This window comes from Nonomuraea sp. NPDC049758, from assembly GCF_040674635.1.
Lineage (GTDB): Bacteria > Actinomycetota > Actinomycetes > Streptosporangiales > Streptosporangiaceae > Nonomuraea.
Map to the genome: position 1 here is coordinate 297,339 of NZ_JBFAMZ010000010.1, position 23,557 is coordinate 320,895.

At 73.0% G+C, this 23,557-nt stretch carries 21 protein-coding genes; 16 read left to right on the forward strand and 5 right to left on the reverse strand.

Going from position 1 to position 23,557, the window contains the following annotated elements; all coding sequences use genetic code 11:
• Positions 1 to 52 precede the first annotated feature (52 nt).
• The 12 genes from AB0J46_RS27215 to AB0J46_RS27270 all read left to right on the forward strand — a co-directional run bounded on the left by AB0J46_RS27215 (position 53) and on the right by AB0J46_RS27270 (position 15,357).
• Positions 53 to 850 carry an IclR family transcriptional regulator gene (locus AB0J46_RS27215; protein ID WP_364336654.1) on the forward strand — a complete coding sequence of 266 codons (798 nt, stop codon included), beginning with the start codon at positions 53 to 55 and terminating at the stop codon, positions 848 to 850.
• Positions 851 to 1,026: 176 nt separating this feature from the next.
• Positions 1,027 to 2,976, forward strand: coding sequence for a hypothetical protein (locus AB0J46_RS27220; protein WP_364336656.1), 1,950 nt, complete (start codon positions 1,027 to 1,029; stop codon positions 2,974 to 2,976).
• 12 nt (positions 2,977 to 2,988) lie between these two features.
• A complete protein-coding gene (locus tag AB0J46_RS27225) occupies positions 2,989 to 5,055 on the forward strand; it encodes a hypothetical protein (protein ID WP_364336658.1) in 2,067 nt (688 codons plus the stop codon).
• On the forward strand, positions 5,056 to 6,276 hold the full coding sequence (locus AB0J46_RS27230) for a Gfo/Idh/MocA family oxidoreductase (RefSeq protein WP_364336660.1): 1,221 nt from the start codon (positions 5,056 to 5,058) through the stop codon (positions 6,274 to 6,276).
• A gap of 12 nt (positions 6,277 to 6,288) precedes the next feature.
• The gene (locus AB0J46_RS27235) at positions 6,289 to 7,512 is read left to right on the forward strand and encodes a sugar ABC transporter substrate-binding protein (RefSeq protein WP_352356043.1); all 1,224 of its coding nucleotides are present in this window, start codon (positions 6,289 to 6,291) and stop codon (positions 7,510 to 7,512) included.
• Complete coding sequence (locus tag AB0J46_RS27240; protein WP_352356045.1) at positions 7,512 to 8,366, forward strand: sugar ABC transporter permease; 855 nt, start codon at positions 7,512 to 7,514, stop codon at positions 8,364 to 8,366. Before AB0J46_RS27235 ends, AB0J46_RS27240 begins: the two co-directional genes overlap by 1 nt.
• Complete coding sequence (locus AB0J46_RS27245) at positions 8,363 to 9,208, forward strand: carbohydrate ABC transporter permease (protein ID WP_352356047.1); 846 nt, start codon at positions 8,363 to 8,365, stop codon at positions 9,206 to 9,208. The genes AB0J46_RS27240 and AB0J46_RS27245 overlap by 4 nt, the downstream gene beginning before the upstream one ends.
• Positions 9,208 to 10,230, forward strand: coding sequence for an NAD-dependent epimerase/dehydratase family protein (locus AB0J46_RS27250; RefSeq protein WP_364336663.1), 1,023 nt, complete (start codon positions 9,208 to 9,210; stop codon positions 10,228 to 10,230). Before AB0J46_RS27245 ends, AB0J46_RS27250 begins: the two co-directional genes overlap by 1 nt.
• Positions 10,230 to 11,246: a dihydrodipicolinate synthase family protein gene (locus AB0J46_RS27255; RefSeq protein ID WP_364336665.1), complete on the forward strand. Its 1,017-nt coding sequence runs from the start codon at positions 10,230 to 10,232 to the stop codon at positions 11,244 to 11,246. Before AB0J46_RS27250 ends, AB0J46_RS27255 begins: the two co-directional genes overlap by 1 nt.
• Positions 11,230 to 12,204 carry a hydroxyacid dehydrogenase gene (locus AB0J46_RS27260; protein WP_364336667.1) on the forward strand — a complete coding sequence of 325 codons (975 nt, stop codon included), beginning with the start codon at positions 11,230 to 11,232 and terminating at the stop codon, positions 12,202 to 12,204. The genes AB0J46_RS27255 and AB0J46_RS27260 overlap by 17 nt, the downstream gene beginning before the upstream one ends.
• Positions 12,201 to 13,058, forward strand: a complete 858-nt coding sequence (locus AB0J46_RS27265; RefSeq protein WP_364336669.1) for a GNAT family N-acetyltransferase — start codon at positions 12,201 to 12,203, stop codon at positions 13,056 to 13,058. Before AB0J46_RS27260 ends, AB0J46_RS27265 begins: the two co-directional genes overlap by 4 nt.
• Positions 13,059 to 13,167: 109 nt before the next feature.
• Positions 13,168 to 15,357, forward strand: coding sequence for an alpha-L-fucosidase (locus AB0J46_RS27270; RefSeq protein WP_364336671.1), 2,190 nt, complete (start codon positions 13,168 to 13,170; stop codon positions 15,355 to 15,357).
• Between the two features lie 92 nt (positions 15,358 to 15,449).
• On the opposite strand, the gene AB0J46_RS27275 is transcribed toward AB0J46_RS27270, so the two are convergent.
• Positions 15,450 to 16,988, reverse strand: a complete 1,539-nt coding sequence (locus AB0J46_RS27275) for an alpha/beta hydrolase (protein WP_364336673.1) — start codon at positions 16,986 to 16,988, stop codon at positions 15,450 to 15,452.
• A gap of 138 nt (positions 16,989 to 17,126) precedes the next feature.
• Here AB0J46_RS27275 and AB0J46_RS27280 point away from each other — a divergent pair, with 138 nt between their 5' ends.
• Both AB0J46_RS27280 and AB0J46_RS27285 read left to right on the forward strand, forming a co-directional pair.
• Entirely contained in the window at positions 17,127 to 18,329 is a 1,203-nt protein-coding gene (locus tag AB0J46_RS27280; RefSeq protein WP_364336675.1) for a sensor histidine kinase, read from the forward strand.
• Positions 18,330 to 18,346: 17 nt separating this feature from the next.
• The gene (locus AB0J46_RS27285; protein WP_364336677.1) at positions 18,347 to 19,033 is read left to right on the forward strand and encodes a response regulator transcription factor; all 687 of its coding nucleotides are present in this window, start codon (positions 18,347 to 18,349) and stop codon (positions 19,031 to 19,033) included.
• Between the two features lie 35 nt (positions 19,034 to 19,068).
• Here AB0J46_RS27285 and AB0J46_RS27290 read toward each other — a convergent pair whose 3' ends face one another.
• Positions 19,069 to 19,776, reverse strand: coding sequence for an alpha/beta hydrolase (locus tag AB0J46_RS27290; RefSeq protein ID WP_364336678.1), 708 nt, complete (start codon positions 19,774 to 19,776; stop codon positions 19,069 to 19,071).
• A gap of 82 nt (positions 19,777 to 19,858) precedes the next feature.
• On the opposite strand from AB0J46_RS27290, the gene AB0J46_RS27295 reads away from it, so the two are divergent.
• Positions 19,859 to 20,806, forward strand: coding sequence for a YafY family protein (locus AB0J46_RS27295; RefSeq protein WP_364336680.1), 948 nt, complete (start codon positions 19,859 to 19,861; stop codon positions 20,804 to 20,806).
• A gap of 206 nt (positions 20,807 to 21,012) precedes the next feature.
• Entirely contained in the window at positions 21,013 to 21,177 is a 165-nt protein-coding gene (locus AB0J46_RS27300; RefSeq protein WP_364336682.1) for a hypothetical protein, read from the forward strand.
• A 37-nt stretch (positions 21,178 to 21,214) separates the two neighbouring features.
• Here AB0J46_RS27300 and AB0J46_RS27305 read toward each other — a convergent pair whose 3' ends face one another.
• The 3 genes from AB0J46_RS27305 to AB0J46_RS27315 are packed head-to-tail and all read right to left on the reverse strand — an operon-like array spanning position 21,215 to position 23,462.
• Positions 21,215 to 22,909 (reverse strand): SulP family inorganic anion transporter, encoded by a 1,695-nt coding sequence (locus AB0J46_RS27305; protein WP_364336684.1) that lies wholly within the window; start codon positions 22,907 to 22,909, stop codon positions 21,215 to 21,217.
• Positions 22,906 to 23,247 (reverse strand): metalloregulator ArsR/SmtB family transcription factor, encoded by a 342-nt coding sequence (locus tag AB0J46_RS27310; protein WP_352327141.1) that lies wholly within the window; start codon positions 23,245 to 23,247, stop codon positions 22,906 to 22,908. The genes AB0J46_RS27305 and AB0J46_RS27310 overlap by 4 nt, the downstream gene beginning before the upstream one ends.
• The gene (locus tag AB0J46_RS27315; protein WP_364336686.1) at positions 23,247 to 23,462 is read right to left on the reverse strand and encodes a hypothetical protein; all 216 of its coding nucleotides are present in this window, start codon (positions 23,460 to 23,462) and stop codon (positions 23,247 to 23,249) included. Before AB0J46_RS27315 ends, AB0J46_RS27310 begins: the two co-directional genes overlap by 1 nt.
• Between the last annotated feature and the right edge of the window lie 95 nt (positions 23,463 to 23,557).

The window sequence follows — 23,557 nt, forward strand, 5'->3', positions numbered from 1 at the left end:
AAACACGAGATTGGGTGGGGGTCAACGATGAATTCCGCTAAGCTGTTCGGCTGTGACGAACACTGCTGCTGAGGAATCGCGATATTGGGTCCGCAGCGTCGCCCGCGCCGCCGAGGTGCTGGAGGTCCTGTCCCGCGTGGGGCCGGGTGGCGGCATGAGCGTGACCGAGGTCGCCGCGGCCTGCGGGCTGAGCAAGAGCGCCGCCTTCGCCACCCTCTACACGCTGCGCGGCTACAGCCTGGTCGCCGACGACGGCGAGGGCATGAACCGCCGCTACCGGCTGGGCATGGCGCTGTCCAGGCTGGGCGCCAGGGCCCAGGAGCAGCTCTCGCTGCGCGACGTGGCCCGCCCCGCGCTGGTCGCGCTCACCGAACGCACCGGGATGAACTCCAGGCTCGCGGTGCCCGAGGCCGGCCAGGCGGTCGTCGTCGACCAGGTGAGCAACGGCGAGCGCATCCAGGTCGACCTGCGGATGGGCACCAGGGAGCTGCCCCACTGCACCGGGCTGGGCAAGGCGCTGCTGGCCGAGATGGACGACGAGGAGGTCGCCAGGGTCGTCGGCCACGTCGGCCTGCCGCGCCGCACCGGCAACACGATCATCGAGCTGCCGGTGCTGCTGGCCCACCTGAAGACGGTCAGGGAGCTCGGCTACGCGGTCGACGACGAGGAGGACGCCGACGGCATCTTCTGCATCGGCAGCGCGCTGCGCGACCACACCGGCGCCTGCGTCGGCGCGATCAGCATCACCTCGCTCAAGCGCGACCTGCCCGCCTGGCGCTACCAGGAGCTCGGCCGGGAGGTGAGAGAGACGGCGGCGATGATCTCCCAGCATCTCGGGCATGCCACGTGACGGCTTGACAGATGCCTCATCCACTGTCTAGCGTCCTCGCCAATCGTTTCGGGCGAAGATCCGACTCCGAGCGCCGCGGCCCCCGGCGCCGGACGTCTGGGCCGCAGCACCGCCGCCTGCCCGCCTTCGCACGTCGCCCGGCCTTCCCATCACCCCGCTCCCGAAGGCCTCCCCCCATGAACCATGTAGCCGACGTCGCGCGCCTTCTCGCGCTCGACGCCTCCCGACTCGCCGACGGCACGCTGCTGCGTGTCGCGGGCTATCACCGCGCCGGTGACGGCGGTGGCAAGCTCGTCCGCTGGGACGCGGCCTCCACCGCGCCCGCCAACGGCGGCACCGTGCTCGGTTCCGCGCCCCAGGGCCGCTGGATCCAGCTGCACGACGGCTGCCTCGACTTCCGCGCGTTCGGCGTCTTCGACGAGAGGACCCCCGCCGACGTCGCCCTGGAGGCCATGGTCGGCGACCCCGCCGTCTCCAGGATCGAGGCCCACACCGACCTCAACTTCGTCAAGCGCCACAAGTTCCAGCGCTCGGACCTGGTGCTCGACTTCGGCGGCCACACCATGACCACCGCCGGAATCGAGAAGAACTCCCACGACAACCCCTTCGGCGCGGTCCTGTTCTTCCAGGGCGAGCGGACCGGGACCACCGTCACCGGCACGCTCACGGCCACGCTCCCCGACCTGGCCGACGTCTTCGAGGTCGACTCCCGGCAGTTCCAGGTCGGCCAGTGGTGGGCCGTGGAGGTCGACGCGCTGGCCGGCACGTACGAACGCGAGCTCCAGCGCCTGGTCCAGATCACCCAGGTCGTCGACGGCCGGCACGTCCGGGTCAACTACAAGAACGGCTGGGAGCTGGCCGCCGGCCGTACGCTGACCTGGACGCTGGTCCGGCCGGTCGAGCGCGTGCACGTGCGCGACCTGCGCTTCGAGGCGGCCCCGGGCGGCGACGAGTACACCGGCTCGCACCCGATCGCCTACGAGTACGCCGTCCACTGCGACGTCGAGGACGTGCACGCCACCGGCAGCTTCTGGCCGGTGATCATGCGACGCTGGTGCACCCACTTCCGCACCGAGCGCTGCAGCCTGAAGAACCCCCCGACCGTCATGTACGGCGGAGCCGGCTACCTGACCCAGCAGATCTACTGCCTGTACGGCCACGTCGCCGACTGCACCACCTCCAACGTCCGCCATCTCAACGACTTCACCGCCAGCGCCTACTGCACGGTCGAGAACTGCCACGGCGACGGCGACGACGAGGGCGGCAACCCCTTCACCACCCACGGCCAGTACGAGCACGACCTGGTCTTCACCGGCAACTCCGGCCTCATGGACATCGCCAACAGCGGCGCGCTCTGGGGCACCAGCGCCAAGCGCATCACCGTGCGCAAGCACCTGTGCTCGTGGTTCGTCGCCGGAACCAAAATCACCGACCTGACGCTGGAGGACGTCCGGGTGATCCCGCGCTCGACGTTCGACCCGGCGGGAACGCTCCAGGTGAACGCCGACGGCCTGCACATGCGCGGCTGCTCGGCCAGAACCGTCGCGATCGGCCAGCGGTCCAACCGCTCCGGCCGGCCCAACGTCATCGAGGGCTGCTCCTTCGAGCTGCCGAAGGACCAGGTGCTGGTGCAGACGCCGGTGAGCAACGCGCTGCACTTCAAGGAGTGCGTCGTCACCGGTCTCGACGGCGCCACCCTGCGCGGCTCCGGCCCCCTGCGCTTCACCGGCTGCGTCCTGAGCGGATCGGGCAAGGTCTCGGTGGGCTCGGCCGACGTCGTGATCAGCGGCGGCCGGCTCGACGGCGTGCGCGTCGAGCTGAGCGCCGTACGCGACCAGCGGCTGCGCCTGGAGGGCGTCACGCTGGAGAACGCCGCGCTCGGCCGGGCCGCCGGTCCGGGCGTCCTGACCTGGGAACTCGCTGCCTGCACGGCCACCGGCACCCGCGTCGAGCCGGCCACCGGCGACAACCGCTGGCGCGCCACCGGCTCCCGGTTCACCGGCGGCCGGCTCGACCTGACCGCCACCACCGTCCTGGTGCACACCGGCTGCACCGAGGAGGGCGTCGAGCGCGCCTTCCCGCCCGCCGGCCCCCGCGTCCTCATCGCCGACACCCTCGCACTGTAAGGAACCACCCCCATGGAACGTCGTGACATCCTGCGCGTCACCGGTTTAGCGGCTGTCGGCACCGTCCTGATGGCCAAGCCCGCGCTCGCCGAGCCGGACAAGAAGCCCAAGGACGAGGTGCAGGCGGTCGCCACCGTGGCCGAGCTGCTCGCCTTCGAGGCCGCCAAACTGGCGGACGGCACGCTGGCGCAGGTCGCGGGCTATCTCAAGCCGGGCGACGGCGGTGGCAAGCTCGTCCGCTGGGACGCCGCATCCACCGCGCCCGCCAACGGCGGCACCGTGCTCGGCTCCGCGCCCAAGGGCCGCTGGATCCAGCTGCACGACGGCTGCCTCGACTTCCGCGCCTTCGGCGTCTTCGACGACAAGACCCCCGCCGACGCCGCCCTGGAGGCCATGGTCGGCGACCCCGCCGTCTCCAGGATCGAGGCCCACACCGACCTCAACTTCGTCAAGCGTCACAAGTTCCAGCGCTCGGACCTGGTGCTCGACTTCGGCGGCCACACGATGCGCACCGTCGGCATCGAGAAGGCGGGCCAGGACGACCCGTTCGCGGCGGTGATGTTCTTCCGCGGCAAGGTCACCGCCACCACGGTCAGCCACAAGCTGAGCGCCCCGGTGCCCGACCTGTCGGACGTCTTCGAGGTCGCCGACTCCGCCGCCTTCAAGGTCGGGCAGTGGTGGAGCGCCGAGGTCAACGCGCTGTCCGGCCGCTGGGAGCGCGAGCTGCAGAAGCTGGTCGAGATCACCCAGATCGTCGACGGCACGCACATCCGGGTCAACTACAAGAACGGCTGGGAGCTGGCCGCCGGCCGCACGATCACCTGGACCCTGGTCGAGCCGGTCGAGCGCGTGCACGTGCGCAACCTGCGCTTCGAGGGCGTCGCGGACGGCGACCAGTACACCGGCTCGCACCCGCTGGCCTACGAGTACGCCGTCCACTGCGACGTCGAGGGCATCCACGGCACGGGCACGTTCTGGCCGCTGGTCATGCGGCGCTGGGCCACCCACTTCCGCACCGAGCGCTGCACGCTGAAGAACCCCGCCAGCGTGACCTGGGGCGGGGCCGGCTACCTGACCCAGCAGATCTACTGCCTGTACGGCCACGTCCGCGACTGCCACACGGCCAACGCCCGCCACCTGAACGACTTCACCGCCAGCGCCTACTGCTACGTGGAGAACTGCCACGGCGACGGCGACGACCAGGGCCCGTTCGTCACCCACGGCCAGTACGAGCACGACCTGACCTACACCGGCAACTCCGGCCTGATGACCTTCGCCAACTCCGGCGCGGCCTGGGGCTCGGCGGCCAAGCGCATCACGGTGCGCAAGCACGTCTGCTCGTGGTTCGTGGCCCGGGTGAAGGTCACCGACCTGACGCTGGAGGACCTCCAGGTCATCGGCAAGCCGTCGCTGGAGGGCTCGGGCATGATCTGGGTCAACGCCGACGGCGTGCAGATGCGCGGCTGCTCGGCCAGCCACACGCTGATCGTCTCCCAGCAGTCGAAGTTGTCGCGCCGGCCCAACCTGATCGAGGGCTGCGTCTTCAACGTCCCGGCCAAGAGCGAGATCGTCCAGGCGAACGTGACCGCGCCGCTGCACGTCAGCCGCACCACGTTCCACGGCCTGAACGGCAACGCCTTCAACGGCGCCGACCTGCGCCTGTCCGGCTCGACGCTGAACGGCGCCGAGGGCGCGGCCCCGCTGGTCCTGGCCGGTTCGGTGGCGCTGACCGGCTGCACGGTGAAGAACGTGGGCCTGGCCGCCGCCGGGAAGGCCGACCAGCGCATCCGCCTCGACGGCGGCACCGAGCTGGCCCAGGCCGGGCTGTCGCGGGTGGAGGCCGCCGGGCTGGTCTCCTGGCAGCTGGCCGGGGTCCGCAGCCAGAACGCCGGGGCCCACGTCCAGCTCGACTCCGGCCGGAACCGCTACGCGGCGACCGGCTGCCAGTTCGGCGGCGGCCGGCTGTCGATCAAGGCCTTCGAGGTGGTCCAGCACACGGGCAACGTCGAGGAGGGCGTCGCCAGGGAGCTGCCGGCCGACGGTCCGAAGGTCCTCACATCAGGAAATCTGGTGATTTAGGTGCGAAAAATAACGCTGGCGGTCGCGGGAGCGGGCAACCGGGGGCAGACCTACGCCTCCTGGATCGCCGCGCACCCCGATCGCGCGGAGCTGGTCGCCGTGGCCGACCCCGACCCCGCCCGCCGGGCCAAGCTGGCCGGCCCCGGCGTGCGCGAGTTCGGCGACTGGCGCGACCTCCTGCGCGAGCGGGTGGCCGACGCCGTCGTCCTGGCCACCCAGGACCGCCTGCACGTCGAGCCCGCCATCGCCCTGGCGCGGGCGGGCTACGCGCTGCTCGTCGAGAAGCCCATGGCGCCGACCGAGGAGGAGTGCCGGGAGATCGTCTCGGCCGTCGGCGAGACCGGCGTGCTGCTCGCCGTCTGCCACGTGCTGCGGTACACGCCCTACACCGCGCTGGTGAAGCAGACCGTGGACAGCGGCGTGCTCGGCGAGGTGATGAGCGTCGAGCACCTGGAGCCGGTCGGCTGGTGGCACCAGGCGCACTCCTACGTGCGCGGCCCCTGGCGCAGCGAGCGCCTGGCCAGCCCGATGCTGCTGGCCAAGTCCTCCCACGACCTCGACTGGCTGACCTACGTCACCGGGCTCAGGATCGAGCAGGTCGCCAGCTTCGGCTCGCTCGGCCACTTCAGGCCCGAGCGGCGCCCGGAGCAGGCCGCCGACCGCTGCCTCGACTGCGTTCTGGAGCCCCGGTGCCCGTACTCGGCTCCCCGCCTGTACCTGGACCGCGGCTACGACTGGCCGACCAGCGTCCTCGGCGAGAACGAGGAGCAGGTCATGGACGCCCTGCGCACCGGCCCGTACGGCAGGTGCGTCTATGCCTGCGACAACGACGTGGTCGACCACCAGGTGCTCGCCATGCAGCTGACCGGCGGCGCGACCGCGACCTTCACCATGACCGCCTTCACCGAGCAGACCCACCGCCAGACCAGGATCTTCGGCACCCACGGGCGGCTGATCGGGGACGGCGAGTCGGTCGAGGTCCTCGACTTCCGCGACGGCCGCAGCAGCCGGCGCAGCGTCGCCGAGACCGGCTCGAACGCCGGCGACGGCCACGGCGGCGGCGACGACGGCGTGATGGATGCCTTCGTCACCGCGCTGGCCACCGGCGACCCCGCACACGTGCGCTCGGGCCCCACCGAGTCGCTCCACAGCCACCTCGCGGTCTTCGCCGCCGAGAAGGCCCGGCACAGCGGCACGGTCGTCACCGTGCCCGCACTCTAGGAAGGAACCATCATGCGACTGCGCGCGCTGGCCGCCGCTGCGGCCGCCCTCGGCACGCTGACCGCCTGCGGCGGCGGCTCCGGAGGCGACGAGAAGCAGACCGTGACCATGTGGATCTACCCGAACATCGCCGACCAGCCCAAGCACCAGGCGTTCTGGGACGAGCAGACCAAGGCGTTCGAGGCGGCCAACCCGAACATCGACGTCAAGGTCGAGATCTACCCGTGGGCCAAGCGCGATGAGGCGCTGTCCACGGCGATCGCCGGCAACAAGGCGCCCGACGTGGTCTACCTCATCCCCGACCAGCTCCCCAAGTACGCCAGGACGCTGGAGCCGGTGGACGCCTACCTCGCCGACAAGGCCGACTACCGGGACAACGCCCTGAAGTCGGTCACCATCGACGGCAAGGTCATGGGCGCGCCGATCCTCATGTCGGCCAACCCGCTGGTCTGCAACCAGAAGGCCTTCGACGCCGCCGGCGTCACCGAGTTCCCCAAGACCTGGGACGACGTGCTCGCCCTGGCCCCGAAGTTCAAGGCCAAGGACGTCGACGTCACCAACTACTGGGCCGACCCCGCCGCCACCCTCAACCAGTCGTTCTACCCGCTGCTGTGGCAGGCGGGCGGCGACGTGTTCAGCCCCGACGGCAAGTCGGCGGCCTTCGGCGGCGCCGAGGGCGTCAAGGCGCTGACCTTCCTGAAGAAGCTGGCCGATGGCGGCTACGTGGAGAAGGACCTGCTGACCGGGCTGCCCAAGTTCGAGCAGACCAGGACCGCGCAGAACAAGGTGGCCTGCACCTGGCAGCAGCTGCCCGCCGACGTCGAGTCGTTCTGGGGCAAGGAGAACATCAAGGTCCTGCCGCCGCTGACCGACGCCAAGCAGGTCGCCTACGGCACGGTCGGCTCGCTGGCCCTGCTCAAGGCGTCCGACCACAAGGAGGCGGCGGGCAAGTGGATCGGCTTCGCCACCGGCGCCGCCCCGAGCAAGGCCTACGACCTGGCCTCGGGCTACTTCTCCCCGCGCAAGTCCACCGGCTCGCTGTACGCGGCCGACCCGGTGCAGGCCGAGGTGGAGAAGGCGCTCGACCTGACCACGGCCGGGCCGCTGCACGAGAAGGCGCGTGACGTGATGGGCGTCCTGGCTCCCGAGATCCAGGCCGCGCTGATCGGCAAGAAGACGCCCGAGCAGGCGCTCGCCGACGCGGCCAAGGCCGCGGACGCGCTGCTGGGTGGCTGATGGCGGCGATCGACGTCAGGCGGTGGGAGGCGCGGACCGGACTGCTGTTCGTCCTGCCGTGCCTCCTGCTCTTCCTGCTGTTCCGGTTCGGCCCGTCCGTCGCCGGGGTGCTGCTGGGGTTCTTCGACTCCTCCATCGGCGCCAGCCCGGAGTGGACCGGCGTGGACAACTACCGGCGGATGGCCGCCGACCCCGTCTTCTGGGAGTCGCTGCGCATCACGCTGATCTACACGATCCTGTACGTGCCGGCGTCGATGGCCGCCTCGGTGGGCATGGCGCTGCTGGTGCGCCGCGCCTTCCGCGGGGCGGCCTTCTTCCGCTCGGTCTTCTTCCTGCCCGTCGTCACCAGCCTGGTCCTGGCCGGGACGGTCTTCACCTGGCTGTTCTCCTCCGAGGGGCCGATCACCAAGCTCACCGGGCAGTCCTGGCTGGCCTCCACCACGCTGGTCATCCCGGCCCTGGTGATCGTCTCGGTCTGGTCCAGGTTCGGGTACGGCATGCTGATCGTCCTGGCCCGGCTGCAGGACCTGCCGCGGGAGCTGGAGGAGGCCGCGCTCACCGACGGCGCCTCCACCTGGCAGCGGTTCCGCTACATCGTGGCCCCGCAGCTGCGCCCCGCGCTGTTCTTCGTCGCCGTGATCGAGACGACGAACTCCTTCCAGGTGTTCGACCTGGTCTACGTGATGACCGGCGGCGGCCCGGCGCACGGCAGCTTCACGCTGGTCATGGCCCTGTACGAGCAGGCGTTCAAGAACTTCGACTTCGGCTACGCCAGCGCCATCGGCGTCGCGCTGTTCGTCATGACCCTCGTGGTCGCGCTCGTCCAGCGTCTGATCATCGGGAGGTCGAAGTGACGACATATCGCTCGTACAAGGCGCTGGAGCCGACCAGGGCCGGGAAGGTGGCCAGGTTCGTCCTGCTGGCCGTCGCCACGCCGGTCACGCTGTTCCCGTTCTACGCGATGGTCGTGCTGTCGCTGAAGCCGGGCACGGCCGTGACGTTCCCGGAGAGCATGCTGCCCTGGCCGGTCGACTTCAGCGCCTACGGCGAGGTGCTGGGCGGACGCGACCTGGTCACCTGGACGGTCAACACGCTCATCTACTCCGTCGTCAGCGTGGTGGCCGTGCTGCTGCTGGCCTCGCTGGCCGGATACGCCTTCGCCAAGAAGCGTTTCCCCGGCCGCGAGCCCATGTTCTGGTCGTTCCTGGCCATGGTCATGGTGCCCTACCACGTGACGCTCATCCCGACGTTCATGCTCATCGCCGAGCTGGGCGGGGTGGACACGTACTGGGGGCTGATCCTGCCGACGCTCGCCAACGCGCAGGCGGTCTTCCTCATGCGGCAGTTCATCATGGGCCTGCCGGACGAGCTGTTCGAGGCGGCCCGGCTCGACGGCGCCTCCGAATGGCGGATCTTCATCAGGATCGTCCTGCCGTTGTGCAAGCCGATCCTGGCCACGCTGGGCGTCTTCGTCTTCCTGTGGCACTGGAACGACCTGCTCTGGCCGCTCATCATCGGCGGCGGCGCCGACATGCGCACCCTGACCGTGGGCATCGCCTCCCTGCAGACGGAGAACGTCCCGCTCAGCGTCGTGCTGGCCGGGGCCACGGTCGCGTTCGTACCGATCTTCGCCGCCTACCTGGTCGGCCAGCGTTATTTCACCGAAGGAGTCACGATGTCGGGGATCAAGGGTTGATGTTCACCTCCGTCGACGATCTGGAAGAGCACCTCACCCGCCCGTCCGAGTCGCTCGTCGCCGACCTCGCCGCCGGCTCCGGCGACCTGGTCGTGCTGGGCGCCGGGGGCAAGATGGGGCCCACGTTGTGCCGCCTGGCCCGGCGCGGCCTGGACGCGGCCGGGCGCGGCGCCGACCGCGTCTTCGCCGTCTCCCGGTGGTCCGACCGCGCGGCGGCCGGCGCCCTCGCCGGGCACGGCGTGGACGTCGTCCCCTTCGACCTGCTCGACGGCGACCTGGGCACGCTGCCCGACGCCGCGGACGTGGTCTTCATGGTCGGGGCGAAGTTCGGCACGTCCGCCGCGCCGTACCTGGCCTGGGTCGTCAACGCGGCCCTGCCCGCCCGCGTCGCCGAACGGTACGGCGGTGCGCGCGTCGCGGCGCTGTCCACGGGCAACGTCTATCCGCTGGTGCCCCTGTCCTCCGGCGGGAGCGTCGAGGGCGACCCGGTCGGGCCGGTGGGCGAGTACGCGATGAGCTGCCTCGGCCGCGAGCGCGTCTTCGAGCACGCGGCCGCCGCCCGCGGCACGGCCGTGACGATCGTCCGCCTCAACTACGCCGTGGACCTGCGGTACGGCGTGCTGGCCGACATCGGGCAGCGGGTGCTGTCCGGCGCTCCGGTGGACGTGACGACCGGGCACGTCAACGTTGTCTGGCAGGGCTACGCCAACGAGGTCGTGCTGCGCTCGCTGGCCCACGCGACGGCGGGCACGCCGTTCACGCTGAACCTGACCGGCCCCGAGACCGCCTCGGTGCGCCGGGTGGCCGCCGCCTTCGGCGCGCGCCTCGGCACGCCGGTGTCCTTCGAGGGCGCGGAGGCCGCGACGGCGCTGCTGAACGACGCGACGCTGTGCCACCGCCTGTTCGGCTACCCGCACGTGCCGCTGGGCACGCTGGTCGACTGGCAGGCCGACTGGCTGGCCGCCGGGCTGCCGACGTCGGGCAAGCCCACCAAGTTCGCCGTACGAGACGGGAGATTCTGATGCCCACGCCGAATCCCGCGCTGTCGCGCCTGCGGGCGGGGACCGTCATCCCCGCCCACCCGCTGGCGCTCACCGCGGACCGGACGCTGGACGAGCGCCGCCAGGCCGCGCTCACCCGGTACTACCTGGCGGCTGGGGCCGGCGGCCTGGCCGTGGGCGTGCACACGACCCAGTTCGGGATCCGCGGGGCCGGGCTGCTGGAGCCGGTCCTCCGGCTGGCCGCCGACGTCGCCCATGAGTCCGCCCGCGAGTCCGCCCGGGAGCGGCCGGTGCTGGTCGCCGGGGCGTGCGGGCCGACCGCGCAGGCGGTGGCCGAGGCCGAGCTGGCCGCCTCGCTCGGGTACGACGCCGTGCTGCTCTCGCCGGTCGTGCCCGGCGCCTCCGAGGACGACCTGCTGGCGCGGGCGCGGGCCGTGGGCGAGGTGCTGCCGGTCGTCGGCTTCTACCTCCAGGCGGCGATCGGCGGGCCGGTGTTGTCGCGCGGCTTCTGGCGGGCCCTGGCCGACCAGCCCTCCACGGTCGCGGTGAAGGTGGCGGCGTTCGACCGCTACCGCTCGCTGGACGTGGCGCACGGCGTGGCCGCCTCCGACCGGGCCGACCAGGTCACCCTCTACACGGGCAACGACGACCACATCATCGGCGACCTGCTGGCCGAGCTGCCCGGCGGCCTGCGCTTCGCCGGCGGCCTGCTCGGCCAGTGGGCGGTGTGGACGCGGGCTGCGGTGGAGATGGTCGACGGCCTGCGCGACGATCCGGCGCGGTGGTGGGGCCGGGCCACGGCGCTCACCGACGCCAACGCCGCCGTCTTCGACAGCGCCAACGCCTTCGCCGGCTGCATCGCCGGCGTCCACGAGGTGCTGCGCAGGCAGGGCCTGCTGGCCGGCACCTGGTGCCTCGACCCGGACGAGGGCCTCTCCCCCGGCCAGGCCGAGGAGCTGACCCGGGTCAGCGCCGCCTACCCGTGGCTGACCGACGACGACTTCGTGGCGGAGCACCGCGATGCCTGGCTCGGCTGACTCCGCCGTGCGCGTCCTGGTCAGCGTCCCGCCGCCGCTGCGCGCGCAGTTCTTCCCCGACCCCGCCGCCCTGCTGGCCCTGGGGGACGTGCGGCTGCTCGACGACCACCGCGCGCTGCCCGAGGCGCTGCCCGGCACCGAGGTGCTGGTGACCTCGTGGGGCGTGCCGCCGCTGACCGCCGAGCTGCTCGACCGGGCGCCGGGGCTGCGGCTGGTCGCGCACACCGGAGCGACGGTCAAGCCGTTCGTCACCGGCGAGCTGTGGGCGCGGGGCGTCCGGGTGACGCAGGCGGGCGCGGCCATGGCCCGGTCGGTGGCGGAGGTGGCGCTGACGTTCACGCTGGCGCTGCTGCACCAGGTGCACCGCTTCGACCACGCCCTGCGCGGCGGCCGGCCGTGGGAGGCGGCCGAGCGGGCGCCGGCCAGGCGGGAGATCCTCGGCTGCCGGATCGGCGTCATCGGCGCCTCCAGGACCGGCCGGGCCTACCTCGACCTCGTCCGCGCGCTCGGCGCCGAGGTCACCGTCGCCGACCCGTACCACGAGGGTGCCGTTGAGCTGGACGAGCTGCTGGCCACCAGCCGGATCGTGGCCGTGCACGCACCGGCGCTGCCGGAGACGCGCCACCTGCTCGGGGCGCGGGAGCTGGCGCTGATGCCCGACGGCGCCGGGCTGGTCAACACCGCCAGGTCGTGGCTGGTGGACGAGGCCGCCCTGCTGGCCGAGCTGCGTCCGGGACGGCTGGACGCGGCGATCGACGTCTTCGACGAGGAGCCGCTGCCGGTCGGGCACCCGTTCCGCGCGCTGCCGAACGTGCTGCTCACCCCGCACCAGGCGGCGGGCACCGATTCGGGGCGGGCCCGTCAGGGCCGGGTGGTGGTCGAGGAGATCGCCCGGTACGCCGGTGGCGTCCCGCTGGCGCACGAGGTGACGCCGGAGCTGCTGGGGAGGATGGGATGACGTCCCTGCGCACCGCCCGTCCGGGCGACCGGGAGGCGCTCTACGCGCTGTGGGCCGCCTGCTTCGACGCCCCGCACGTGGTGCCCCTGTACGAGACCGACCCCGGCCGGTACGGCAGGACGTTCGTGACCGGCGACGTGTCGGCCTGCGTGTACTACCTGCCGCGCCGGCTGCACGACGGCCTGGGCGGCGAGGTGCGGGCCGGCGGCGTGGCCAACGTCGCCGCCCATCCGTCGGTCCGCGGGCGCGGGCACGTCCGGCGGCTGCTGGCGCTGGCGGCCGAGGCGATGGCGGCCGACGGCTGCGCCTGGTCGTTGCTGTTCACCGGCACGCCGGGGGTCTACAAGGAGTGGACCGGCTTCGAGCTGCGGACCGTGTCCGGCCCGTTGCGCCGGACCGGCCCGGCCGGGCGGGCGCTGCGCAGGATCCCGGCCGGCGAGGCGGCGGTGCTGAGGGAGGTGTACGAGCGGCACAACGCGCGGCGTCCGCTGACCGCCGTGCGCGACGAGGCGCACTGGCGGGACCGGCTGCCGATCTGGTACGGCGACCCGGTCGAGCTGCTGGCCGGGGACGCCGGGTACGCCGCCGTGCGCTGGGACGGCGGCGTCCTCGACGTGCTGGAGGTGGCAGGGGACCTGCCCGGGGTGCTCTCCGCGCTGGCCGCCGAGGCGACGGCCCGCGGCGTCCGTACCGGCAGGGCCAGGCTGACCTGGGCCGAGCCGGCCCTGCCGCACCTGTTCGCGAGCGTCGTCCGGGAGCGGGACCGCACGGGGATGGCCCGCGCGATCCTGGGCGACCCGGGCCCCGTGGTGGGCGCGGAGAACGCCGCGCACTGGCCGGCGGACTACTTCTGACAGCTGCGCCTCCCCAAGCAGACATCGGATGAATCTCCGTGCAGCTCTTGCCGGGAGAACAAAGATCGGGCTACCTTTCCTCCAATCTCTTCACCGCTTTGGAGTGGACATGGCCCGCTTACGTCGACTTCTCGCCGTCTCCATGCTCAGTGTCATCGGATGTCTTCCCGCTCCTGCTCATGCCGCTACGGACGGCCCCTACGAGCCGACCGTCGAATCCCTGAACAGTCACCCGACCCCTAAGTGGTTCAACAACGACAAGTTCGGCATCTTCCTCCATTGGGGGGCGTACTCCGTCCCGGCCTGGGGCCCGCGCGGCAGTTACGCCGAGTGGTACTGGTACTACATGAACTCCCCCGGGAACGCGACCAACAGCTACCACCGGGACACCTACGGGCCGGACTTCGCCTACGACCGCTTCGCCGAGCAGTGGAAGGCCGAGAAGTTCGACGCCGCCGACTGGGTCAAGCTCTTCAACGACGCCGGGGCCAAGTACTTCGTCCTCACCTCCAAGCACCACGAGGGCGTCGCCCTGTGGGACAGCAAGGTGAGCGAGCGCGACACCATGGCGCTGGGCCCGAAGCGTGACCTGGCCAAGGAGCTGTTCACCGCGGCCCGCGCCGACGGGAAGCTGCGCGCGGGCTTCTACTACTCGCTCATGGAGTGGTACAACCCGCTGTTCACCGGCCACCCGGCGACCAACCCGTACACCGGCCAGCCGGTGCCCTACACCGGGGCCCCGCAGAGCGGCGACTACGTCAAGGACTACATGCTCCCGCAGATGCGCGAGCTGATCGACGGCTACGACCCCGACATCCTGTGGTGCGACGGCCAGTGGGACCGCTCGGCCGCCCAGTGGCAGACCGCGGGGGTGATCGCCGACTACTACAACAAGGCGGCCAAGAAGGGCAAGGAGGTGGCGGTCGCCAACCGGTGCAAGATCGAGAGCGGCGCGCTGGAGAGCCACGAGCTGGACTTCCAGACGCCCGAGTACTCCGTCAAGCCGGACATCGACCCCGTCAAGTGGGAGGCCAGCCGCGGCATCGCGCACTCCTACGGCTACAACCAGAACGAGCCCATCGAGGACTACCTGACCTCCGACCAGCTCGTGGACTCCTTCGTGGACATCGTCAGCAAGAACGGCAACCTGCTGCTGGACGTGGGCCCGAAGGCCGACGGCACCATCCCCGACGTGCAGCGGGAACGGCTGCTGGACATGGGCTCCTGGCTGAAGGTCAACGGCGAGGCCATGTACGGCACCACGTACTGGACGCGCGCCGAGGAGAAGGGCGGCCCGGACGACGTCCGGTACACCGCCAAGGACGGCGTCCTCTACGCGACCGCGCTGAAGTGGCCGGGCGAGCGGCTCACGCTGGGCGCGGACGTGCCGGCGGGCCCCGGGACGCGGATCACGCTGCTCGGCTCCGACGCCGGCCCGCTGCCGTGGCAGCGCGACGAGCAGGGCCGGGTGGTCGTCACCACGCCCGCCGAGACCGGGCAGTACGCCTACTCGTTCAAGATCGAGACGCCCGGGGTGACGGCCCTGCCGCGCTTCGGCACCGACCTGCCCGAGCAGGCGCAGGCCGGTGAGACCCTCACCGGCAAGGTGACCGTCACCAACCCCGGCTCCACGCCGCTGCGCGCGGCCTCGCTGACCCTCGCCGCGCCCGACGGCTGGACGGTGACCCCGGCGAGCACCCGGATCGGCCACCTGGCCGCCGGGGCGAGCGCCGAGGTGCCGGTCACCGTGACCGTGCCGCCCGGGGCCGAGCCCGCCGCGCTCGGGATCCAGGCGACGCTCAAGTCCGGACGGCTGCGCGCGGCGTACCGGATCCCCGTCTCGGTGGTGCTGCCGAACCTGGCCCAGGGCAAGCCGGCCACCCAGCAGAGCACCGGCTACGACGCCCCGGCCGCGCGGGCCGTGGACGGCAACACCGACGGCGGCTTCTGGAACGGCTCGGTCACCCACACCCAGGAACCGGCCAGGGAAGCCTGGTGGCAGGTCGATCTGGGGGCCTCGGCCGCGCTGGACAGCGTGGAGATCTGGAACCGCACCGACTGCTGCGCCGAACGGTTGCGGGACTACTGGGTGATGTCCTCCGAGCAGCCGATCACCGCCGACGGCCTGGAGGCGGCCCGCACGACGCCGGGCGTGACCGCCGTGCACGTCCAGGAACAGGCCGGCCGGCCCAGCACGGTCAAACTGCCCGCCGGCACCACCGGCCGGCACGTGCGCATCCAGCTCTCCTCCGGCACCGACCCGCTCGCCCTGGCGGAGGTACGGGTGAGAGGCCGCTAACGCGGGCGGCGAACCACAAGGCGCCGATCGCCGCCCGGACGCGGCGATCGGCGCCGACGCGTGCGCTCCCAGGCCCCCCACTGGCGGGCCGGTCAGGGGCGGCAGGTCTGGTCGGTGGCGGGGAGTGCGCCGGTGGCCAGGTAGGCGTTGACCTTGGCGTCCACGCAGGCGTTGCCGTACTCGCCGTAGATCCCGTGGGCGATGGCGCCGCGCAGGGTGAGCAGGCGAGAGCCGGTCAGCGCCCGGTGCATGGCCTTGCTGCCCTCGTAGGTGGTGGCGGTGTCGCCGGTGGCGGACACGATCAGCGCGGGGGTGGGGTTGGCGACGTGCGTGAGCGGCTCGCGCGGCTCGTCCGGCCAGAAGGCGCAGGGCCAGATGTTGTTCTTGACCGGGCCGAAGAGCGGGTGGCGCGCCCGGCTGCGCTGGACGTCGTCCCAGTAGACGTCGGGGTCGCCCGGCGCGGCCCGGTCGCCGCAGGTGATCGCGGCGGCCGGGCTCGCGAGCGGCGAACCGGCGCTGGTCAGGACGAACGCCAGGAATCCGGCGAGCTCGGCGCCGGGTTCGGCCGGGCGGCCGTGCGCGGCCTCGTTCAGGGTCCGGACGGTGGCGGCGAACTCGGCGCGCGCCTCCGGACGGTCGTTCGCGGAGCCGACGGAGAGCAGGTACGGGACCGCCTGGTCGTCCACCTCGTACGCGCCGACGCGCAGCGGACGCTCCTCCGCGGCGGCGACGATCGTGTCCACGGTGGCGAGCACGCGGGCGCGGGTCGCGCCGAGCCCGTAGGTTCCGTGGCGTCCGGCGGCCCAGGACGCCCAGGCGCGCAGCGCGCGGTCCGCCTCGTCCTCGGTGCCCTGCATCGCCCTGGGGCCCCACGTGCCCGGGTCGCCCGCGCTGTCCAGGACCACCCGGTCGGTGCGGCCGGGGAACATCTGCGTGTAGACCGCGCCCAGGTAGCTGCCGTAGGAGTAGCCGAGGAAGGAGATCCGGCGCTCCCCCAGGGCGCGGCGCACGAGGTCGATGTCGCGGGCCGTGTCGCGGGTGTTGGCGTACGGGAGCACGTCGGCGTGCCGCCGGGCGCAGCGCTCGGCCAGGTCGCGCTGCACCGCCACCTGGTGGTCGAACCGGGCGCGGGTCGAGCCGGCCGAGCGCAGCCACAGGCCGATGGGCCAGCCGCAGTCGAGCGGCGTGCTGCGGCCGACGAAACGCGGGTCCAGGCCGATGACGTCGTACCGGGCGGCGACGTCCTTCATGGCCGCGCGTGTCCGCAGGGGCATGCCGAGCGTGCTTTCGCCGGGGCCGCCGCTGTTGAGCACCAGGGCGCCGATGCGATGGGCGCGGTCGGTCGCGGGGATGCGGGACAGCGCGAGCTTGATGGTGCGGCCGCCCGGCCTGGAGTGGTCGAGCGGGACGGCGAGCTCCGCGCAACGCGCGCCCGCCTGGTCGAGCTGCCTGCCGACGGCGTCGTCCGGGCCCAGGGCGCAGCGTTTCCAGTCGAGCGCCGGGGGTTTCCGGCCGGTCGCCGCGGGCGCGCCGGCATCGGCTCCGGCCGGGGGTGCGACGGCGACGGACAGGGCGATCAGGGCCAGGGCCGGGACCAGACGGCCGAGCGGCCGCACACGTGTCGGTTTCATGGCCGGGGACGCTATTCCGGCCGGACGCCCGGCACGATACAGCCGGCCGCACGCCCTTGGTACAGCCCGCTGTAGTGTCCGGCCGCGGACGGTGACGGGATACTGGTGCCCCGGTACGCAGGTCAGGAGGAGGTACGCATGCGTGACCGCGCTCTCCCCGGCTCGGTCTCCCGGCTGTTCTCCGGTTCGACGTCCTGGCTGTCGTCCGGCTCGGTGTCCCGGCTGTCGTCCGGGTCGGCCTACCTGCTGGGCGCGCTGGCCACCGCCGTGGCCACGGCGCTCGCGCTCCCGGTGCTGCTCGCGCCGGCGGCGGGGCGGGGCTGGGCGGCCTGGCACCGCCGGCGGGCCGGCCGGCTGCTCGGCGTCCCGGGCGGCGGGGTGCCGGGCGGGCGGCGGGATCTCGCCTGGGCGCTCGCGCACGTCGCCACCGGATTCCCGCTCGGGCTGGCCGCCCTGCTGTGCCTGGGCAACATCGTGGTCGCCGCGGTGGCGATGGTCGCGTGGCAGGCGTTCCCGGCGGACGCGCGTCCCACGCTGTTCTCGTTCTTCGACGTCCCCGTGGACGATTGGGCGACCGCGCTGGCCGGAGGGGCGGCCCAGATCGTCGTCCTCGGCGCGGCGGCCTGGTGGGGGCTGCCCGCGCTGGCCCGGCTGCACGCCCGGCTGTCCCTGACGCTGCTCGCGCCGTCGGCCCGCGACCGGCTCACCGAGCGGGTCGACGTGCTGACCAGGAGCCGGGTCGGCGTGGTCGACGCCCACGGCGCGGAGCTCCAGCGCATCGAACGCGACCTGCACGACGGGACGCAGGCCCGCCTGGTGACCATCGCCATGCACCTGGGCCTGGCCCGCGAGTCGCTCGCCGACGACCCGGACACGGTCGCCCTGCTGCTCCAGGAGGCACACGAGACGGCGGAGGAGGCGATGGCCGAGCTGCGCGCGGTGCTCCAGACGATCTACCCGCCGATCCTCGCCGACCGCGGGCTCGACGGCGCGCTGACGGCGCTGGCCGCCCGGTCGAGCGTGCCGGTCCGCCTCGAGCTCGCCGATTTGGGCGTGCTGCCGCCGTCCGTGGAGACGGTGGCGTACTACGTGATCGCCGAGGCGCTGACGAACGTGACCAAGCACGCCGCCGCCACGCGGGCGTCCCTGCGGATCGAGCGGGCCGGCGACGTGCTGTCCATCGAGGTCACCGACGACGGCCGGGGCGGCGCCGACGAGGCGCGCGGCACCGGCATCCCCGGGATCCGCCGGCGGGTCGCCGCCCTCGACGGCACGCTGCGCCTCGACAGCCCGCCGGGCGGCCCCACCACGCTCGCCGTCCGGATGCCGTGCGCGTCGTGACCGTCGAAGGAGGCCCCTTGCGGGTCGTGATCGCCGAGGACAACGTCCTGCTGGCCAGTGGGCTGAAGCTGCTGCTGGCGGCCAGGGGCTGCGAGGTCGTCGCGGTCGTCGGCGACGGCGAGGCGTTCCTGCTCGCCGTCGCCGAGCACCGTCCCGACATCGCCATCGTCGACGTGCGGCTGCCGCCGTCGTTCCGCGACGAGGGCATCCACGCCGCGCTGCGGGCCCGCCGCGAGCACGGCGCGCTGCCGATCCTGGTGCTCTCGCAGTACGTCGAGCGCGAGTACGCCGGCGAACTGCTCGCCGACGGCCGCGGCGGCATCGGCTACCTGCTCAAGGACCGCATCGGCCGGGTGGCCGAGTTCGTCGACGCCCTGCGGCGGGTCGCGGCCGGCGGCACCGCGATGGACCCGGAAGTGGTCGCCCAGCTCTTCGCCCGCCGCGCCGACGACCCCCTCGCCGCCCTCACCGCCCGCGAGCGGGAGTCCCTGGCCCTCATGGCGCAGGGGCACGACAACGCCACCATCGCCGAGCGCATGCGCATCTCCGACAACGCCGTCCACAAGCACATCGGCAACGTCTTCGCCAAGCTCGGCCTGGCCCCGGACGACTCCGGCCACCGCCGCGTCCGCGCCGTCCTCGCCTACCTGGACGGCACGCCGCGCCCGCCCGAGCAGGCCCCCGTCCGCGGGAACCCGCGCTGACCCCGCCCCTTCCGGCAGAAACGCCCGGGCGGACGTCAGAGCAGCGCGGCGAGCTCGGCCGGCCGCGAGAACATCGGCCAGTGGCCGGTCGGCAGCTCGGCGAACGTCCACTCGGGCGTGCCGAGCGCGGCGAACGCCGGGTTCCCCGAGTCGATCAGCTCGCGGATCAGCGCCACCGGCATGGTCGAGGCGACCAACGTCTTCGGCGTCGCCGGGATCCGCTCCGGCCGCTGCGCCGGCTGCACGGCCGCGCCCCACGGCTGGGGCGTCGCCTTCGCGCGGATCTGCTCCCATCGTTCCTCGGTCAGGCCCGCGAACTTGCCCGCCCCCTGCTCGTAGGCGGGCACGTCGAGCGCGTGGCCGTCCCCGACCTGGGCGCGCCAGGCCTTCTGGGTGTTCTCGTCGTTGAAGTCGATCACCGCCGCCCCGGACGGCAGCGGCCCGGCGTCCACGTAGACGACCCGGCTGAGCCGCTCGGGATGCCGGTCGGCGACCGCGGTCACCGGGACGTTCGCCCCGCTGTGCCCGACCAGGACGACCTCGTCCCATCCGTCCATCGCCGCCAGGATGTCGGCGACGTGTGTCTCCACGCCGACCTCCGGTGACAGTTCGCCGGCCCGCTCCGCCACCCCCGTCAGGGTGACCGCCCGCACCTGGTGACCGGCGGCGCGCAGTTCGTGCGCCACCTCGTCCCAGGCCCAGGCGCCGAGCCAGAAACCGGGTACCAGCACGTAGTTCGCCATCTCGTCGTCCTTCCAAGTGAGCCGATGTCGCTACGCTAAAGCCGAAAGCGGACAGAACCCGCCCGGATAAAGAGGGTGACCTGTGTCATATCCGGCGACCCGGATGCTGGCGATGCTCGAACTGCTCCAGGCCCACCACGTGCTGGCCGGCCGCGACCTCGCCCAGCGGCTCGGCGTGGACGAACGGACCGTCCGCCGTTACGCCGCCCGGCTCGCCGACCTGGGCATCCCCGTCGCCGCCGAGCGCGGCCGGTACGGCGGCTACCGGCTGATGCCCGGCTACAAGCTGCCGCCGCTGATGCTCACCGACGACGAGGCCACCGCCGTCGTCCTCGGCCTGCTCGCCGGACGCCGCCTGGGCCTGGCCGCCGAGGCCACCGAGGCCGCCCTGGCCAAGATCCGGCGGGTGCTGCCGGCCACGCTGCGGCAGCAGGCCGGCGCACTGGAGGAGACCCTCGACTTCACCCTCGCCGCCCGCGCGGCGCGGACGCCCGCGAGCCGGGCCGTGCTGACCCTGGCCGCCGCGATCCGCGACCGCCGCCGGGTCACGCTCGGCTACCGCTCCTGGAAGGGCGCCACCACCGAACGCGAACTGGACGGCCACGGCCTGGTCTTCCACTCCGGCCGCTGGTACGTGACCGGCCTCGACCACCTGTCCGGCGAGCTGCGCACCTTCCGCCTCGACCGGATCTCCTCCGTCGTCCCGGGGACGGCCTCCTACGAGATCCCCGCGGAGTCCGACCCGGTGCGGCAGGTCACCGCGTCGCTGACCCGGGTGCCGTACGCGCACCTCGTCGAGGTCGTGCTGGGCGTGCCCCTCGCGGAGGCGGCCCGTCGCGTCCCGCCGTCGGTGGCCACGCTCACCGAGACCCCGGACGGAGTGCTGCTGCGGATGCGCGCCGAGTCCCTGGACGGCATGGCCGCCATGCTCGCCGGGCTCGGCTTCCCGTTCACGATCGTGTCGCCGCCGGAGCTGCGCACGGCCGTCCGCCGCCTGGCCCAGAGCCTGCTGGACCAGACTTCCGAATGAGGCGGTACCGGAGGGACGGTGCCAGCCGAGTCCGTCCGGGTCCGTCCGAGCCGCTGTTGGACACCCCGGCCCGGCCGCTTGCCTGAGGTGCGAGGCGGCCGACCGCGCCGCCCGCCCAGGCGACCCACGCGGCCGGCCCCGCGACCGGCCAGCCGGGCCTGGACCGGCTGCACGCGTACTGCCAGAGCCTGGGCCACCTCAACTCGGTGGCCCAGAATCCGAAGTCGGTCTGGAGCTGGCGCTGCGTCGGCGTGGACGGCACCATGCACGGCATCAACATGCACGACGCGTGCCGCCGGCAACACGGCGCGGGCCTGTCCCACGCCGCCTTCCACGACGAGCGCAACGCCTTCTCCTGGTACTGCTACTGATCGCGGCACCACCTGCCCGCCTCGCCTTCGCCGGCGGTCAGCCGATGGGGGCGGGGAGGACGCCGGTGCGGTGGAGATGGCGGCGGGCCGCCGCGATGGCCTCCGGGGTCGAGGCGAACACCTGGCCGGCCTCGTCCAGGCGGGCGATCGCGCCCAGGGCGCGCAGCGGCCGGTGGTGGCCGTCCCGGATGCCGGAGACGTACACGGTGATGCCGCGTCGTTCCAGGCGGGCGACGGCGTCGCCGAGCACCAGGGCGCCGCTGGCGTCGATCGTGGTGATGCGGGACATGCGCAGGATCACCACCGAGACGTCGGCGACCTCCGACAGCTCCAGCAGGAAGCGGTGCGCCGCGGCGAAGAACAGCGGCCCGTCCAGCCGGTAGGCGACGATGTGCTCGGCCAGCAGCTCGTGCTCCTCGGCGTCGTGGTCGCCGGGCAGGTCGGCCTGCAGGGGCACGGTGTCCAGGCGCACGTTCCCGGCGATGGCGCGCAGCGCGAGCGCCCCGGCCACGATCAGGCCGAGGATGACGGCGGTGACCAGGTCGAGGACGAGGGTCGCGACCGCGGTCGAGACCAGGACGACGGCGTCGGCCCGGGTGGAGCGCAACATCGACGTCACCGAGCCGACCTCGACCATCCGCGCCGCGGTGGCCAGCAGCACCCCGGCCAGGGCCGCCAGCGGGATGCGGGCGACCAGGCCGGCGGCGGTGAACACGATGACGCCGAGGATGGCGGCGTGCGCGAGCGCGGCCAGCCGGGAGGACGCGCCCGCGCGCACGTTGACGGCGGTGCGGGCGATCGCGCCGGTGGCCGGGACGCCGCCGAACAGCGGGGCGACCAGGTTGGCGATGCCCTGGCCGAACAGCTCGCGGTCGGGGTCGTGCCGATGGTTGACGCTCATGCCGTCGGCGACGGCGGCCGACAACAACGATTCCAGCGCGGCCAGCGCGGCCACGGCGAACGCGGGGGCGACCAGGGAGCTCAGCGCGCCGACGTCCAGGAACTCCAGGGACGGGGCGGGCAGCCCCGCGGGCAGGGCGCCGATGCGCGTCACCGGCAACCCCGCCAGCTCCGCGACGAGCGTGGCGGCGACGACGGCGAGCAGCGAGAACGGCACAGCGGGCCGCCGGCGTCCGCCGACCAGGATCAGCGCCGCGACCGCCGCGGCCATGGCGAGGGCGGCCCAGTTCGGACGGGCGGCGAAGTCGCGTACCGCCTGCCAGGCCACGGCCAGCACCTTGTCACCCGCAGGCGTGGGCACGCCGAGCGCGGCGGGCACCTGCTGCAGGCCGATCACACAGGCGATGCCGAGGGTGAACCCCTCCACCACCGGCGCGGGCACCAGCATCATGAACCGGCCCGCCCGGGCCAGGGCCAGGCCGAGCAGCAACAGCCCGGCCAGCAGCCCCACCGTCAGCACGCCCGCGGCGCCGTGCGCGTGCATGATCGGGACGAGCACCACCGTCATCGCCCCGGTCGGGCCGGACACCTGCAGGGCCGAGCCGCCGAAGACGGCGGCCAGCGCGCCGGCCACCACCGCGGTGGCCAGCCCCGCCTGCGCGCCCAGCCCGCTGGAGATGCCGAAGCCGAGCGCCAGCGGCAGCGCCACGATGGCCACCGTCAGCCCGGCCAGCAGGTCGCGGCGCGGATGACGGCCGAACGCGGCCAGATCGGCCCGGCCGGGCAGGACGGGACGCAGACGGGCCCAGCCCGCCCGGAGCACTGAGGTCACCGTTCGCCGGCCTCCGACTCGAGCAGCTCGTTCAGCAGGGCGTGCCGGCCGGAGAGCTTGGCCTGCAGCAGGTGGCGGGCGGCGCGCAGCAGCTCCGCCACGTCGCCGCCGGACAGCGCGTACACGACGGTCGATCCGTCGCGGCGGGCGGTGACCAGCTCCGAGCGACGCAGCACGGCCAGATGCTGCGACAGGCCGGTGGGCTCCACCTCGATCTCGGCCAGCAGGTCGCGCACCGGCATCGGGCCGTCCTGGAGCAGCTCCAGCACGCGGATCCGCACCGGATGCCCGAGCAGCCGGAACAGCTCGGCCTTGGCCTCGTACAGGGGGACGGACATCAGCGCGCCTCCTCTCCCCCGCGGGCCGGGCCGGGGTCCGCGCCGGGGCTCTCGTCGGTGTTGACGCCGTGTGCGCGGGCCATCCGCAGCACCTCGTCCAGCCCACCGGCGGCGGCCAGGGCGGCGTCGGCGTCGCCGTCCTGTTCGGCCGCGCGCAGCGCGCCGGCCGCCTCATCCACCCGGCGCCGGATCGCCGCAGCGAACGCCTCGCTCACACTGTCCCCCGCCTTCATGCCTGCCTTGACGAGATAAGTGTTATACGAATTGCGAAAATTCGCAAGTTCTATATGGTTTGTCAGTTTGTTACCTG

Excerpts from the sequence above, each read along its gene's own strand:
- AB0J46_RS27220 (WP_364336656.1), top strand. The coding sequence starts at position 1,027 with ATGAACCATGTAGCCGACGTCGCGCGCCTTCTCGCGCTCGACGCCTCC.
- AB0J46_RS27225 (WP_364336658.1), top strand. The coding sequence starts at position 2,989 with ATGGAACGTCGTGACATCCTGCGCGTCACCGGTTTAGCGGCTGTCGGC.
- AB0J46_RS27235 (WP_352356043.1), top strand. The coding sequence starts at position 6,289 with ATGCGACTGCGCGCGCTGGCCGCCGCTGCGGCCGCCCTCGGCACGCTG.
- AB0J46_RS27240 (WP_352356045.1), top strand. The coding sequence starts at position 7,512 with ATGGCGGCGATCGACGTCAGGCGGTGGGAGGCGCGGACCGGACTGCTG.
- AB0J46_RS27250 (WP_364336663.1), top strand. The coding sequence starts at position 9,208 with ATGTTCACCTCCGTCGACGATCTGGAAGAGCACCTCACCCGCCCGTCC.
- AB0J46_RS27255 (WP_364336665.1), top strand. The coding sequence starts at position 10,230 with ATGCCCACGCCGAATCCCGCGCTGTCGCGCCTGCGGGCGGGGACCGTC.
- AB0J46_RS27260 (WP_364336667.1), top strand. The coding sequence starts at position 11,230 with ATGCCTGGCTCGGCTGACTCCGCCGTGCGCGTCCTGGTCAGCGTCCCG.
- AB0J46_RS27265 (WP_364336669.1), top strand. The coding sequence starts at position 12,201 with ATGACGTCCCTGCGCACCGCCCGTCCGGGCGACCGGGAGGCGCTCTAC.
- AB0J46_RS27270 (WP_364336671.1), top strand. The coding sequence starts at position 13,168 with ATGGCCCGCTTACGTCGACTTCTCGCCGTCTCCATGCTCAGTGTCATC.
- AB0J46_RS27275 (WP_364336673.1), bottom strand. The coding sequence starts at position 16,988 with ATGAAACCGACACGTGTGCGGCCGCTCGGCCGTCTGGTCCCGGCCCTG.
- AB0J46_RS27280 (WP_364336675.1), top strand. The coding sequence starts at position 17,127 with ATGCGTGACCGCGCTCTCCCCGGCTCGGTCTCCCGGCTGTTCTCCGGT.
- AB0J46_RS27290 (WP_364336678.1), bottom strand. The coding sequence starts at position 19,776 with ATGGCGAACTACGTGCTGGTACCCGGTTTCTGGCTCGGCGCCTGGGCC.
- AB0J46_RS27310 (WP_352327141.1), bottom strand. The coding sequence starts at position 23,247 with ATGTCCGTCCCCCTGTACGAGGCCAAGGCCGAGCTGTTCCGGCTGCTC.